13 protein-coding genes are annotated in these 14,594 nt (G+C 67.3%); 2 read left to right on the forward strand and 11 right to left on the reverse strand.

Annotated features, from left to right (window positions below; translation table 11 throughout):
• Nucleotides 1–58: 58 nt before the first annotated feature.
• From LG299_RS12280 to LG299_RS12295, 4 genes are read right to left on the reverse strand one after another with little or no spacing between them, the layout of a single operon-like run.
• Nucleotides 59–1,051: a putative zinc-binding metallopeptidase gene (locus LG299_RS12280; RefSeq protein WP_404430613.1), complete on the reverse strand. Its 993-nt coding sequence runs from the start codon at nt 1,049–1,051 to the stop codon at nt 59–61.
• Entirely contained in the window at nt 1,048–1,941 is an 894-nt protein-coding gene (locus LG299_RS12285) for a transglutaminase N-terminal domain-containing protein (protein ID WP_404430615.1), read from the reverse strand. The genes LG299_RS12280 and LG299_RS12285 overlap by 4 nt, the downstream gene beginning before the upstream one ends.
• Nucleotides 1,938–4,451: a circularly permuted type 2 ATP-grasp protein gene (locus LG299_RS12290; protein ID WP_404430617.1), complete on the reverse strand. Its 2,514-nt coding sequence runs from the start codon at nt 4,449–4,451 to the stop codon at nt 1,938–1,940. Before LG299_RS12290 ends, LG299_RS12285 begins: the two co-directional genes overlap by 4 nt.
• 26 nt (nt 4,452–4,477) lie before the next feature.
• Nucleotides 4,478–7,813: a DUF2126 domain-containing protein gene (locus LG299_RS12295; protein WP_404430619.1), complete on the reverse strand. Its 3,336-nt coding sequence runs from the start codon at nt 7,811–7,813 to the stop codon at nt 4,478–4,480.
• Between the two features lie 139 nt (nt 7,814–7,952).
• Here LG299_RS12295 and LG299_RS12300 point away from each other — a divergent pair, with 139 nt between their 5' ends.
• A complete protein-coding gene (locus LG299_RS12300) occupies nt 7,953–8,399 on the forward strand; it encodes an amino-acid N-acetyltransferase (RefSeq protein ID WP_404434880.1) in 447 nt (148 codons plus the stop codon).
• Nucleotides 8,400–8,453: 54 nt separating this feature from the next.
• Entirely contained in the window at nt 8,454–9,428 is a 975-nt protein-coding gene (locus LG299_RS12305; RefSeq protein ID WP_404430621.1) for a phosphotransferase enzyme family protein, read from the forward strand.
• Nucleotides 9,429–9,434: 6 nt separating this feature from the next.
• On the opposite strand, the gene LG299_RS12310 is transcribed toward LG299_RS12305, so the two are convergent.
• From LG299_RS12310 to paaA, 7 genes are all read right to left on the reverse strand, one after another.
• Nucleotides 9,435–10,217 (reverse strand): enoyl-CoA hydratase/isomerase family protein, encoded by a 783-nt coding sequence (locus tag LG299_RS12310; RefSeq protein WP_404430623.1) that lies wholly within the window; start codon nt 10,215–10,217, stop codon nt 9,435–9,437.
• Nucleotides 10,218–10,236: 19 nt separating this feature from the next.
• Nucleotides 10,237–10,425 carry a hypothetical protein gene (locus tag LG299_RS12315; protein ID WP_404430625.1) on the reverse strand — a complete coding sequence of 63 codons (189 nt, stop codon included), beginning with the start codon at nt 10,423–10,425 and terminating at the stop codon, nt 10,237–10,239.
• Between the two features lie 430 nt (nt 10,426–10,855).
• Complete coding sequence (paaE, locus tag LG299_RS12320; protein ID WP_404430627.1) at nt 10,856–11,968, reverse strand: 1,2-phenylacetyl-CoA epoxidase subunit PaaE; 1,113 nt, start codon at nt 11,966–11,968, stop codon at nt 10,856–10,858.
• Complete coding sequence (gene paaD, locus LG299_RS12325) at nt 11,965–12,465, reverse strand: 1,2-phenylacetyl-CoA epoxidase subunit PaaD (protein ID WP_404430629.1); 501 nt, start codon at nt 12,463–12,465, stop codon at nt 11,965–11,967. The genes paaE and paaD overlap by 4 nt, the downstream gene beginning before the upstream one ends.
• Complete coding sequence (gene paaC, locus LG299_RS12330) at nt 12,459–13,277, reverse strand: 1,2-phenylacetyl-CoA epoxidase subunit PaaC (RefSeq protein WP_404430631.1); 819 nt, start codon at nt 13,275–13,277, stop codon at nt 12,459–12,461. Before paaC ends, paaD begins: the two co-directional genes overlap by 7 nt.
• Nucleotides 13,274–13,579 carry a 1,2-phenylacetyl-CoA epoxidase subunit PaaB gene (gene paaB / locus LG299_RS12335; RefSeq protein WP_404430633.1) on the reverse strand — a complete coding sequence of 102 codons (306 nt, stop codon included), beginning with the start codon at nt 13,577–13,579 and terminating at the stop codon, nt 13,274–13,276. Before paaB ends, paaC begins: the two co-directional genes overlap by 4 nt.
• Nucleotides 13,579–14,562, reverse strand: a complete 984-nt coding sequence (gene paaA / locus LG299_RS12340) for a 1,2-phenylacetyl-CoA epoxidase subunit PaaA (protein WP_404430635.1) — start codon at nt 14,560–14,562, stop codon at nt 13,579–13,581. The genes paaB and paaA overlap by 1 nt, the downstream gene beginning before the upstream one ends.
• Nucleotides 14,563–14,594: the final 32 nt, after the last annotated feature.

The following is a 14,594-nucleotide window of genomic DNA, read 5'->3' on the forward strand; positions in this document are numbered from 1 at the left end:
CAGAGCGTCGTCGCCTCAGACGGTGTTCACAACGGGGCAGGGCTTCGGACGGTCAGACCTACGGGCGGAGCGAGGCGACGAAGTCGAGCTTGTCGAGCACCGGTTCGACGATGACGAACGGGTAGAGGTCGTCCTTGCCCATCGACCGGTTCACGAGGTTGAGCGCGGTCGCGAGCGGAACCCACACCCGGGTCACCAGGTCGCGGAACCGCGCGTGCCCGACCAGTTCGGCCGGCGGGATCAGGCCGTAGGCCACGGCGGTCTCGATCGTGTCGCAGATGTGCAGGTAGTGCGCCCAGGTCTCGGCGAAGTCTTCGTACGGATGCATGGTGGCGTACGACGAGATGTAGTTGCGCGTCCAGTCCGGTGGCGGACCCTGGACGTAGTGGGCGTCGACGCTCGTCTGGTAGTCGGCGGTCTCATCGCCGAAGAGGGCGCGGCAGCGCGCGAGCACGTCGGAGTCGCCGCTGCGCTCGACCAGCTGCCACTGGTAGTAGTGCCCGACTTCGTGTCGGAAGTGCCCGAGCATCGTGCGGTACGGCTCGTCGAGCTGTGAGCGCACGCGCTCGCGGTGTGAGTTGTCGCTCTCGGCGAGGTCGATGGTGATGACGCCGTCGGAGTGGGCGATCATCACCTTCTGCATCGAGCTCGAGAGCAGGTCGAAGGCGACGCCGTTGATCAGGTCTTCGGACTTGCCGACGAGCGGAAAACCGAGGGCATCGAGCTCGACGATCAGGTGCCTCTTCGCGCGTTCGGCGAGGAGGAAGTTGGCGAGCCCCGGGGCGTCGGCATCCTGCGGCCGCGTGCGCGTGAGGTCGCAGCTGAAGCACTGCCCGCCCTCGAGCGGTGCGAGCCACGTGCAGCCCGACAGCGAGAGGTTGCGGCAGACGTGCCAGATCCAACCTTCGGAGTCGACGTACTTTCCCGCGAGGTCGACCGGGACGATATCGCGCTCTGCGCGCGAGTACCCGAGCCCCGTGCGGCACGAGACGCAGATGGAGTTCTCGAAGTATAGGGCGTTGCCACACACGCGGCAGGTGTACGACTTCATGAGACGAGTTCCTCGGCGAAGGGAGCCACATCCACTGACACCTTGAGCGTGGACTTCTTCGCCTTCGTGTAGATGATTCCCTTGACCGGCGAGACGTCGCCGTAGTCGCGCCCCCACGCCACGGTGATGTAGCGGTCGTTTGCCCACTGGTTGTTGGTCGGGTCGAAGGCGAGCCACTCGTCGGATGCCGGCATCCACACCGCCACCCACGCGTGCGAAGCATCGGCCCCGACGATGCGCTCTTTGCCGGGCGGAGGCTGGGTGGCGAGGTACCCGCTCACGTATCGCGCGGCAATGCCGTGCGCGCGCAGGCAGGCCAGCGCCAAGTGCGCGAAGTCTTGACAGACGCCGGCACGAGTCTTCATGACATCGGCGACTGTGCTGGTCACGGTCGTTGCTTTGCTGTCGTAGGCGAAGTCAGCGTGGATGCGGTGCATGAGATCGGTGACTGCTTCGCCGAGGGGACGACCCGGAATGAGGGATGCTGCGGCGTACGCCGTCGCTTCGTCGACGTGGCCCGCCCGTGCTGACTCGAGCGCGTACTCGGTCGCCCTCCACGCGCCCGGCGCAGTCGGGTTCACGAGCGGACGAGAGTCCTCCCACCGGGTCGCGAGCGCCTCGGCACCATAGACCGGAACCTCGGCGATCACATCGCTCGTGGACTCGATGACGAGGGTTGCGTGGGGGTCCGTGACATGGAAGTACGTCGACGAGTTGCCGAAGTAGTCGGTGTCGCGGCTGATGTCACCCGGTTCGGGCGTGACGACGACATCGCTCGAGAGCACCTTCTGCCACGGCAGCTCGCGAGGCATCAGGTGGAACAGCCCGACGCTGTCTTGCACGGGCTTGCTGTACCCGTACGTGGTGCGGTGCGAGACGCGGTACTTCATGCGCTCGCCACCAGTTCTTCAACGAGCGAGAGCTCCGACATCGCGATGGGCGGCGGGCCCTGTTCGAAGTGCAGGTCGCCGATCGCGTCGCTCAACTGCTCGAGTTGGGCGATCGCGTCTGCGAGGAATGTCGCGAGGTCTTCCCGGCGAACGTCACTGCTCGCGGTCAGCTCGAACACGTCAGCCTTTGCGACCGCCGCCTCGAGGTGCTCGATGAGACGCTCGGCGCGGGTGGACCCGGTCGAGGCCGGCATCGCGGTGAGGTGCGTGCGCAGTTCGTCGAGCGCGAAGGCGAGCGAGCGGGGGTTGTCACGGTCCAGCAGCAGCAGTTCAAGTGCATCGGCCGTTCGCACCGAACCGCGGTAGCGACGGCGGTGGGTCACGATGCTCTCGGCGGCCGTCAGCAGCGTCTCAAGCACGTCGCGGTCGGTACGGTATGCCCGGCGCTCGAGGACGGTGGCCGAGAGCAGGTGGCAGAGCTGCAGTGCTCGTTCGAGGCGGCGTCCAGCCTCGATCATGTGCCAGCCCGAGTCGCGCATCATGCTGGCCGTAACGCCCTGCAGCGAGAGGATCGACGTCAGCATGCGTCCACCCGACTCGGCGGTACGGTGGGCGCGAGGCGACGAACGTAGAGCCTTGGTTGCGCGGTCAATTCCCGAGAAGACGCGCCAGGTGTCGCCCGACATCTGGTCGCGCACCCCGTCGAATGCATCGCGCAACTGCGCGATCGAGTGGGCGGCCGAACCCTGGCGGCCGCTGTCGAGCAGAAGCGAGCGGAACTCGACCTCGGGATCGACCCAGCGTGAGCCCGCGAGGCGCTGAAGCGCACCCATCATGACGCGGGCGCTCTCGTTCGCGCCATCGCTGAGGGCAGCGCCGAACTGGTCGAGCTGCGCCTGTGTCGTGAGCAGCAATCGGAGCAGGTCTTCGGCGCGCTCGGCGTAGCGGCCCGCCCAGAACATGTCTTGGAGTGCGCGGGGGCCGAGCGAGGGCACTGTGCGGCTGAGCGTGATCGGGGTGATCTCGGCGAGCCCCTGGTCGGCTTCATGCTCGGTCGCCTTCAACACCCACACGTCCTTGGTCGTGGGAGCAGAGTCGGCGTCTTCCCGGACCGTGGCGAGTCCGCCCACGAGCGGGCGGTAGGCCGAGCCGTACCGCAGCGTAAAGGCGCGCAGCACGAGGGGACGAGCGTCGACGTGACCTTTGCGGCTCCAGACCGGAGCCTGCGACAGCGGAAGCAGGTCTTGACCGACGTAGCGGTGGGGAGCCGCTTCGATCAGCGCGATGAGTTTTGCGGGATCAAGACCCGCGACGGTCGCCCGGGGCTTGTCGATCGGGCGAACGATGAGGCCCTCATCGCCCGAGGCGATGCGCGCCAGGACATCGGTGCGCGACTCGGCGTCGCCACACCACCAGGTCGGCACGCTGGGAAGGCGCAACTGCTCACCGAGCAGGCGCTCGCAGATCGCCGGCATGAACGGCAGCAGCGCGGGGTTTTCGAGTACGCCTGCGCCGAGTCCGTTCACGAGACGGACACGACCACGGCGAACGGCTTCGGCAAGACCGGCCACGCCCAACCTCGAGTCGGCGCGAAGCTCGAGCGGATCGCACCATTCCGCATCCACTCGGCGCACGATCACGTCAATGCGCTCGGTGGGTATCGCGTTCGGCCAGCGGGCAGGCTTGGTCCACACCCAGCCATCGCGCACGACGAGGTCGCTGCCTTGCACGAGCGGGAAACCGAGGGCATTCGCCAGGAACGCTTGGTCGAACGCCGTCTCGGAGTGCGTGCCGGGTGAGAGGACGACCACGCGCGGTTCAGTGAGCTCATCGCCCGCCGACGCGATCAGCGCGGCGCGGAGAGCCGCGAAGTACGGCTCCATCCGGTGCAGTTCGGTCTCGCCGAACAACTCGGGCAGTACCTGCGAGATGACCCGGCGGTTCTGCATCGCAAACCCGAGTCCCGACGGCGCCTGCACCCGGTCGGCGAGCACGTGCCAGTCACCGGCGGCATCGCGGCCGAGGTCGGTGCCCGACAGCAACAGCGGCTGCGGCTCGAACGCACTCGCGCGCGCGGCGGGGCGCGCGAATCCCGAGTGACCGAAGACGGATGCTGGAGGCACGATGCCCGACGAAAGCACGGTCTGCGACCCATAGAGGTCGACCAGCAGCGCGTTGAGCAGTTCGGCACGCTGGGCAAGTCCCACCTCGAGTTTCGCCCACGTCGGGGAGTCGATCACGAGGGGAACCGGGTCGAGCTGCCACGGCTGAGCACCCGCGCCGGGCGCCGTGTAGGTCACGCCGTCGTCGGCGAGGAATCGCGTGATCTCGCCCTCGACGCGGTGGAGTTCTTCGGGTGTGAGGTCGAGCGCGGCAGAAGCCAACGCTTTCCACGCCGGGCGCAGGCCGCCCTCGGGCGAGACGACCTCGTCGTAGCGGGTGACCGTCGACAGCGCGAGGCTGCCCTCCAGGCCCGTGGGCGCGATGAGGGGCAGTGTCGCACCTGACACCGTGCTCGCGTAATCGCGTAGTACCGTCACCCCTGCGGAACCCTCCGAAGGTCCAGCGTACGGGGATAGTCGACGCTCGCCGCGCGGCGCCCCATCTCTCGGGCTCCGGCGACGTCGAATGCGCCGGGGGTGTGACCTCGCGGTTCGAAGCGTCCGGAACGCCGTGCTTCGGCCTCGTTCGCGTTGATCGGCGGGTGGTCATACGCCCGACCGCCGGGGTGCACCACGTGGTAGGTCGCACCGCCGAGACTGACCGCGGAGGGGATGTCGACGACCTCAACGGTGAGCGGAGCGTGCACCTCGATCGAGGGGTGCAGCGCCGACCACGGCTGCCACGCCCGGTAGCGGACGCCTGCGTAGTACTCGCCGAGATGTCCGGTCGATGTCAGCGGCACGGCGACACCGTTGCAGGTGACCAAGTGGCGAGCGGGATCGATTCCGTTGAGCTTGATCTGGATGCGCTCGACCGACGAGTCCACGTAGCGGGCGGTGCCGCCCGCGGTCGCCTCTTCGCCGAGCACGTGCCAAGGCTCGATCGCCTGGCGCAGTTCGAGTTCGATCTGCGGCCCGCCGACGCTCGCCGCGAATCCCGTCCAGCCCTCGGCTGAAGCATCCGCCGTCGATGCCCCACCAGTCGTCGCGGAGATCCGCGTCATCCCGATGCGGGGGAAACGGAACTCGGTGAACGAGTCGAGCCAGGTCTCTTCAAATGCGATGCCGTGCGCGCGCAGATCTGCCACGACCTCGTAGATGTCGCTCAGAGCGCCCTGCGGGAGCAGGAAGTCTTCGTGCAATCCCGTGCCCCAACGGATCAGCGGGGCCGTGTACGGGGTGTCCCAGAACATCGCCACGAGGCTGCGCACGAGAAGTGCCTGTACGAGCGCCAGTTCCGGATGCGGCGGCATTTCGAATCCGCGCAGCTCGAGCAGTCCCAATCGGCCGCGGCTGGAATCGGGGCTGTACAGCTTGTCGATGCAGAACTCGGCGCGGTGCGTGTTGCCGGTGAGGTCGGTGAGCAGGTGGCGGAGTGCCCGGTCGACCACCCACGGCAGTGACTTCTCGCCCAGGTCGGCGGCCGCATCCGACATGCGGCGCACTTCCTGCAGCGCGATCTCCATCTCGTACACAGCCTCGGGCCGGCCCTCGTCGAACCGTGGCGCTTGACTCGTCGGACCGATGAAGCGTCCCGAGAACAAATACGACAGGGATGGATGCCTCTGCCAGTACGTGATGAGGCTCGCGAGCAGATCGGGCCGGCGCAGCAGCGGCGAGTCGATCGGCTGGCTGCCGCCGAGCGTCAGGTGGTTACCGCCACCCGTGCCGGTGTGCGTCCCGTCGAGGTCGAACTTCTCGGTCGACAGCCGCGCCCTGCGGGCCTCGTCGTAGAGCGTGAAGGTCAGGTTGCGCTGCTCGGACCACGACGCCGTCGGCTGCACGTTGACCTCGATCACCCCGGGGTCGGGAGTGACGATGAGCTGGGTGACGCGGGCGTCCGGCGGCGGGCCGTAGCCCTCGAGCACGACGGGTACGTTCGAGTCGGCCGCGGCGCGTTCGATGACGTGCAGCAGGCTTGCGTACGACTCGAGGTCGGTCGTCGGCGGCAGGAAGACGTGCACCTGGCCGTCGCGGCCCTCGAAGGTAAGCGCGGTGGTCTGCGCGTCTTCGGGTGAGACGACCTGGACGGGCGGAATCCCGACGATGAGCGGCTCGTCCGCCTCAAGATAGGACGGTTCGCCGGGGCCCTCGGGGTCGGTCCACGAGATGGAGTCCAGCGGGAGACGGAGCCCCACGGCGCTGGTGCCGGGGATGAGCACGAGCCGCCCGCGGCGGAATGTCCACGCCGGGCTCGTCCAGGTCTCGCCCGTGGTGAGGGGGAGCACCCAGCCGGTCGGCTTCGCGACCCCGCGGTCGAGATCGGCGACATCCTCGGTGGTGGGCTCGCTGTCGACCTTGGCGCCCGCGGGTTCACGCAGCTCGGCGGCGATCGCGGCCAACGGGTCCTCGAAGGCCGGAATCAACTGGCCCGCGGGGATGCCCAGCAGAGTTGTGGCCCGACGGGCGACCGCTTCGGCGCGGGCGGGGGCCCAGGCATCCTGCCACGCACCCCACGGGTCGGCGAACAGTTTCGGATCGTTCCAGAGCGGGACGCCATCCACCCGCCACTGCAGCGCGATGTTCCACCGGGGCAGATCTTCTCCCGGGTACCACTTGCCCTGACCGCGGTGCACGGCACCGCCCCGCGCGTACGTTTCGCGCAGGCGCTCGGCGAGGACGTTCGCGAGTTCTCGCTTCTCGGGGCCGTCGGCGTCGGTATTCCACTGTGGGCTGGTCGAGTCATCCAGTGAGACGAACGTCGGCTCGCCGCCCATCGTGAGGCGCACATCGCCCTCGCGCAGGCGCTCGTCGACCGCCTCGCCGAGAGCGTCGATGCGCTGCCACTGGTGGTCGGTGAAGGGCTTCGTCGTGCGCGGGTCTTCGTGGATCCTGCGCACTTCGTTGTGGAAGGCGAACGTGACATCGACACGCTCGGTCGCGCCCTCAATGGGGGCGGCGCTGGACGGATGCGGCGTTGCGCTCAGCGGGATGTGTCCTTCACCGGCGAACAGGGCGCTGGTCGCGTCGAGCCCGACCCATCCCGCGCCGGGGATGAAGACCTCTGCCCACGCGTGCAGATCGGTGAAATCGGCTTCGGGGCCACTCGGGCCATCGAGCGACTTCTGGTCGGCAGTGAGTTGGACGAGGTACCCCGAGACGAAGCGGGCGGCCAGGCCGTACTTGCGCAGCAGGCTCACGAGCAGCCAGGCGCTGTCGCGGCACGAACCGATGCCCGACGCCAGGGTGTGGTCGGGGCTCTGCACGCCCGCTTCCATCCGCACGCTGTAGGCGACGTCGCTACTCACGGCGCGGTTCAGGTTCGCGAGGAACGTGACCGTCGGCACGCCCTCCGGTGGGAGGGCAGGGAGCCGTTGGCGCCACAGTTCTGCCTGGTCACTCTCTTCGACCGGGCGCAGGTAGGGCGCGAGGTCGGCTGCAAGGCTCTGCTCGTACGTGAAGGGGAAGCGCTCGGCGTACTCCTCGATGAAGAAGTCAAGCGGGTTGATCACCATCATGTCGGCGATGAGGCCGACCGTGATCTCGAGTTTGCTGACCTTCTCGGGGAAGACGATGCGCGCCAGCCAATTGCCGAAGGGGTCCTGCTGCCAGTTGAGGAAGTGGTTCTTCGGACTGATGTCGAGCGAGTAGGCCTCGATCGGCGTGCGGGAGTGCGGCGCGGGGCGCAGTCTCACCACGTGCGGCGCCACCGAGATGGGCCGGGCGAACTCGTACGCGGTGTAGTGCTCGAGCGCAACTTTGATCGACATCTACTAAGAATGGTGCACGGCTGTTGCGGATGGGTTACAGAAAGCCACGTGGCGGCCACAATAGGCTGGTCTCGTGACGGATTCAGCCCCCTTCGTGGTTCGCCAGGCGCGGAGCGCCGACGTGCGAGGCATCCAGGCGATGCTCGAACCGTACGTACAGCGCCGCATTCTGCTGGGCAAGGACCTCGTCGTCCTCTATGAGGCGGTGCAGCAGTTCGTCGTGGCGGAGGATGCTTCTGGCCAGTTGATCGGCTGCGGCGCTCTGCACGTCATGTGGGAAGACCTCGGCGAGATTCGCACGCTGATCGTCGCCGACGAGTGGTTGCACCACGGCGTGGGCAGCGCGATCGTCGAAGGGCTCGAGAACAACGCCCGCGCGCTGGGACTCAGCCGACTGTTCTGCCTGACCTTCGAGGTCGAGTTCTTCACCCGGCGCGGATTCGCCGAGATCGGCGAAGCGGTCGTCGACCCCGATGTCTACTCGCAGTTGGTGCGCAGCCCCGACGAGGGCATCGCGGAGTTCTTGGACCTCGCGCACGTGAAGCCCAACACTCTCGGCAACACCCGGATGCTGAAGACCCTCTGACGCTTTCGCGGTGCTGGCGTTGATTCGACGGATGCTGTCGGCCACAGTGTGATCATGCTCACGCGTCGCGCCCAGGTGACGCGCCTTCGTGCGGTCGCGGTCGAGGCGTTGCGGCAGTATCCGTTGCCCGCAGGTCGCTTGACCTTCGTGGCGCACGGCGAGAACACGACCTTCCGACACGATAGTGCGGCGGGGCGGCACCTCGTGCGGGTGCATCGTCCGATGCGGCACGGTCGCGACGTCGACCCCGAGGCGCCGATTCTTTCTGAGATCGCATGGTTGCGGGCGATCCGGCACGACACCGATCTCGAGGTGCCGGACGCCCTCGACTCTGTCGATGGTTCCCCGACCGTGGTGGCGACGGCAGCAGGCGAGACGCGAGTGGTCTCAGTCATGCGGTGGATGGAGGGGCGCATTCACGAGGATTCGCCGCGGCCCGTGTACTTCGAGCGGCTGGGTTCTGCGATGGCGAGTCTGCACCATCAGGCCGATGGCTGGACGCCGCCTGCGGACTTCGTGCGGCTCACCTGGGACCACGAAGCGTTCTTCGGCGATGTCATGGTCTATGGTGACATCTCAGCTTCGGAGTGTTGGACGCTCCTGCCCGCAGAACTGCGGACGCGCTTCGAGGGAGTCGCAGAGCGGATGCTCCCCGCCATGGCCGCGCAAGAAGACGTCGGACTGATCCACGCCGACCTGCACCTCGGCAATGCCGTCTTCGCCGGGAGAGCGGTGAAGCTGATCGACTTCGACGATTGCGGAACAGGCCCACGGCTGTACGACGTCGCGGTGGCCCTGTGGGAGCAGCGGGACGAAGACCACTACGAGGCGTGCCGCGACGCTTTTCTCGCCGGGTACCGCTCACGCCGAGAGATCGACGACACGCGCCTCGATGACTACATCGCCGTCCGTCAGGTCGCGTTCGACCTGTGGTTCACCGGCACTGCCCAGGTCAACCCGTCCTTCGCCGACGACCTCGACAACGTGCACCGGTGGTCGGCCGACATGCTCGACATCGTCGGCTTCTGATCGTCGTCAGCTTCCGGTGAAGCGCGGCGGACGCTTCTCTTGGAATGCAGCGAATCCCTCGCGATAGTCATCGGTGTCGCACAGCGCCGCCTGCGCGGCGTTCTCGATTTCGACCGAGTCCCACAGCGCGAGCCTCTCGTCTCGGATCTTCGCGATGAGTTGCTTGCTGGCGCGGAACGCGGCGGTGGCTCCGGATGCTGCGCGCCCCGCCGCCTCGACTGTTTCGGCGAGTACGTCCTCTGCGGGAAACACGCGCGAGAACAGGCCCGATCCCACGGCCTCGGCGCCGGTCATGAGGCGGCCCGTGTAGATCAGATCGAGCGTCTTGTGGGCGCCGAGCCGTGCGTAGAAGAGTGCGTGCCCGCCCGAGTCGAGCGTCGCGCCGAGCGCGGCGAACGGCGAGCCGATCTTGGCGGTGTCGGCGACGTAGACGACATCGGTCGCGATCAGCAGCCCGAGTCCGACGCCGAGGCACGCGCCCTGCGCGGCGGCGAACGTCGGAGCGGGGAACCCCGCGATTCGGCGCAGGAGGGGAGTGACGAGCCCGCCGAGGTAGCCGATGACGTCATCGTCGCGGGGGTCGACCGCCGAGATATCGCGTCCCGCGCAGAATGCTCGACCCTCGCCGCGCAGGACGAGCGCACGGACGCCGGATGCCTCTGCCTCCGCGTACGCCGCATCGAGCTCTCGGAGTGCCGCCTCGTCGAGCGCATTGAGCTTCTGCGGCGCGTTGAGAGTGATGTGCGCGACCCGGCCAACGCCTGAGTCGTCAATCTCGAGGTCGATCATCGTTGATCCTCCGGTGGTTTCAGCCTCGCTGTGAGTTTTCGAACCCCGCGGCGGGGGATCCGGTCGCCGGCAGTCCAGGCGAGAGGGGATTGGCCGGATTCTGGATCATTTCGGTGACCGCCACCGTGCCGAACGCAACAGCCGTCGCTACGAGTCCCGCGACGACGACAGCGGCAGCGGGATAGACGACCTTGGCGGAGACTTTCATGGCTCGAACGTATCGGTCGACCACGACACGATGCCACTTGAGGCGGGGCGGCGCGGTGCTTGTCCTCGGAGCATGTCTGTGAGAGGTCATTGAACTACCCGCTCACACGAGGTCATTGAACTACCCGCTCACACGAGGTCATTGAACTACCCGCTCACACGAGGTCATTGAACTACCCGCTCACACGAGGTCATTGAACTACCCGCTCACACGAGGTCATTGAACTACCCGCTCACACAGAAGGTGCGGCCAGTTCAGGTGATGCGGCGAAATCAGGAGGAACCGGGGCCGAAGCATCCTGAATTGGGCGCATCCCTGATGACACGACGCAGGGGTCCCGCACGCCACATCACACCGCTCCGACCCCGGCGGTATGTGAACAGGAAGTTCAATGCGTTTTTCGGGGTGTCCGGGATGAGAGCGCGCGGCATCAGACGTCGTAGTCGACGACGACCCGCTCGGTCGTGGGGTGGGATTGGCATGTCAAGACGTACCCGCGCTCGAGTTCGTCGGGCTCGAGCGCGAAGTTCTGCGTCATTCGCACGGCACCCTCGACGACCCGCGCGCGACACGTTCCGCACACTCCGCCGGCGCAGGCGAACGGCACGTCGCCGCGGACGCGGAGCGCAGCATCCAGAATCGCCTCGTTCGCCGCGACCGGCGACTCGACCCGAGACGACATCCCATCGAGAGTGAACTCGACCGTGTACGTTTCATCGCCCGGTCGCACCGAGAGAGCTCGTCCGCGGTCGACTCGGGGGGTCGAAGCATCCGTCGTGAAGAGTTCGAAACGGATGTCGCGCGCGGCCACGCCGTGCGCTTCGAGGCGCTCGCGGCACAGCGTCACGAGCTCGAACGGGCCGCACAGAAACCACTCCGTGACGGTCGCCGGGGGCACGAGCCGGTCGAGGATCGCATCGAGCTTCTCGGCATCGATCCGGCCCGACAGCAGCGGCGCCGCGCGCTGCTCGCGCGAGAGCACATGGTGCAGGGCGAGCCGCGCGGGGTAGCGATCCTTGAGGTCGGCGAGGTCTTCGAGGAACATCACGTCCTGCGTCGCGCGATTCGTGTAGATCAGGGTGAACCGAGCGGTTTCTGAGGCAGCCAGGACGGATGCGGCCACGGCCATCATGGGCGTCACCCCCGAGCCCGCCGCGATGCCCGCGAGGTGGGCGCCGTCGAGGTCGGGCAGGTTCGACGTGAACGTCCCTTCCGGGCTCATCACCTCGATGCGGTCGCCGACGGCAAGATTCTCGTGCGCCCACACTGAGAAGAGCCCGCCGAGGTCACGTTTGATGCCGACGCTGATGCTGCCCGGGGTCGGTGGCCGGCAGATCGAATAGCTGCGCCGCACTTCGTGGCCGTCGACATGCGCGCGGAGCGCAACGTACTGACCCGGCAGATAGTCGTACTCACCGTGCAGCCCGGGCGGCACCGCGAAGGTCACCTCGATGCTCTCTGCAGTCAGTGATCTGATGGCAGACACCTCGAGCTCGTGAAAGCGCGCGCGGCGGCGCGTGGTGTGTTCCCGCGAACCGCTCATATGACTTTGAAGTGATCGAAGGGTTCGAGGCACGCCCGGCACTCGTACAGCGCCTTGCACGAGGTTGAGCCGAAGCGCGCGACCTCCGCGGTGTCAAGCGACCCGCAGCGGGGGCACTTCACGGCGATGCGCAGTCGGATCGGACCCTGCCCGATCGCCGAGCGACCCGACGGCGGCGCGATGCCGTAGGCAGTGAGCTTGTGCTTGCCCGCATCCGTCATCCAATCCGTCGTCCACGCGGGCGAGAGCGTCGTGCGCACCTCGACGCTGTCATAGCCTGCCGCGGTGAGGGCGAGTACCACGTCGTCGCGCATCGCATCGAGGGCGGGGCATCCGCTGTAGGTCGGGGTGAGGGTCACGATGACGCGGGTGCCGTCGATATCGACGGAGCGCAGCACTCCGAGGTCTTCGATCGTCAGGACGGGGACTTCGGGGTCTGTGACGGTCGCCGCGATCGTCCAGGCGTGGTCGCGCGAGAATGCGGTTGCGGTCACCATGTCGCCCCCCGATGCTGGCGGGCGAGCACCTGCATCTCTGCGAGCAGAAAACCGAGCGTGGAGAAGTGGATGCCTCTGCGCCCGCCTCCGGATGAGACGAAGCCGGTCGGCACGTCCAGTTCGGCCTCATCGAGGACTGCGGCGATCACCGCATCGAAAGCTGCGCGCAGCGTGGACGGGCGCGCGGCGATGCCCTCCAGGCGATCGATCAGGGGGTCGTCGCAGAACAGTTCGTCGACGTACGGCCACACCGCCGCGACGGCGCGGATCATCCGCTCCCGTGACTCGTCTGTGCCACCGGCCAGGCGCAGGGTCCACTGCACGGCGTGGTCGCGGTGGTAGTCGACCTCTTTCAACGACTTCTCGGCGACGGCGGCGAGCGTGGGATCGCTCGAGCCGCACAGAGCGCTGTAGAGTTCGAACATGTAGGTCGATACGACGAGCTGCCGAGCGATGGTCTGGGCGAAGTCGCCGTTCGGCTGCTCGACGATCCACGCCGAACGGAACTCCGGCTCGTCGCGCCAGTACGCGAGGTCATCCTCTGTGCGGCCATCGGCGGTTCCGGCGTAGCGCAGCAGCGACCGGGCGTGGCCGAGCAGGTCGAGGGCGATGTTGCCGAGGGCGACGTCTTCTTCGAGTTCGGGGGCGCGAGCGATCCACCAGCCGAGCTGCTGCGAGAGGATCAGGGCATCATCGCCGAGCCAGAGGGCGTACTCGGCCACATCGGGGGTCGCCGTCGCGGTCTCGTCGCCCGAGAGTTCGGCCGAGAGCGCGAGTTCGTCGACAGTGACGTGCACATCGTGGTCATTCACAGGTGCGGCACCCCCTCCGAGGCCGTGTAGTACACGGCGTGACGGTAGTTCTTGCCGGCCGGGCTCTCGAAGAAGGCGCCCTTCGAGTCGGGGTCGCTCGTGGTGATCGCCTCGGCCGGCACGACCCAGATCGACGTTCCCTCGCCCCGCCGCGTGTAAAGGTCGCGGGCGTTGCGCACAGCCATCTCAGCATCCGGAGCATGCAGCGACCCGGCGTGCACGTGAGACAACCCCCGGCTCGCGCGGACGAAGACCTCCCACAGCGGCCAGGTCTCGGCGGGGGAACCTCCCGGCGTGGCCATCACGCCACCTTCCGTTCGCGCGCCGCGGTCTTGCGGGCGTACTCCGCCGCAGCCTCGCGCACCCACGCACCGTTCTCGTGCGCTTCGCGCCGGGCGCGCAGGCGCTCGGCGTTCATCGGGCCGCGCCCGGCGAGGACTTCGAAGAACTCCGCCCAGTCGATCTCGCTCATGTCGTACTGCCCGGTCTCGTCATTCCACCGGAGGTTCGGGTCGGGCAACGTCACGCCCAGGATCCCCGCCTGGGGCACCAGCATCCCGATGAATCTCTGTCGGAGTTCATCGTTCGAGAACCGCTTGATCTTCCACTCCGTCGACTGCGCCGAGTTCGGCGACTGGTCATCGGGTGGCCCGAACATCATCAGCGACGGCCAGTACCAGCGGTTCACAGCATCCTGAGCCATCTCCCGCTGCGCGCGTGTTCCCTGCATGAGGGTCAGCAGAATCTCGAAACCCTGCCGCTGGTGGAACGACTCCTCCTTGCAGATGCGCACCATCGCGCGGCCGTACGGTCCGTAGGACGCGCGGCACAGGGGCACCTGGTTGCAGATCGCGGCGCCGTCGACGAGCCAGCCGATCGCGCCCATGTCGGCCCAGGTCGGGGTGGGGTAGTTGAAGATCGACGAGTACTTGGCTTTGCCCTCGATGAGCTGTTGCGTCATCTCGTCGCGTGTGATGCCGAGGGTCTGCGCCGCCGAGTAGAGATACAGACCGTGGCCGGCTTCGTCTTGCACCTTCGCCATCAGGATCGCTTTGCGCTTGAGGCTCGGCGCCCGCGTGATCCAGTTGCCCTCGGGTTGCATGCCGATGATCTCGGAGTGCCCGTGCTGCGAGATCTGGCGGATCAGCGTGCGGCGATAGGCATCGGGCATCCAGTCGCGCGGCTCGATGCGCTGCTCGGCGGCGATGAGGGCGTCGAAGGTCGCCTGGGCGTCATCTGCGGCGGCCGCGCTCGCTCCGACTGTCACCTCGGGGATGGTCATCATCGACTCCTTTAAACGATCGCTTCTTTACAGAA

The organism is Microbacterium lacus, assembly GCF_044794305.1.
In the GTDB taxonomy this organism is placed as follows: domain Bacteria; phylum Actinomycetota; class Actinomycetes; order Actinomycetales; family Microbacteriaceae; genus Microbacterium; species Microbacterium lacus_B.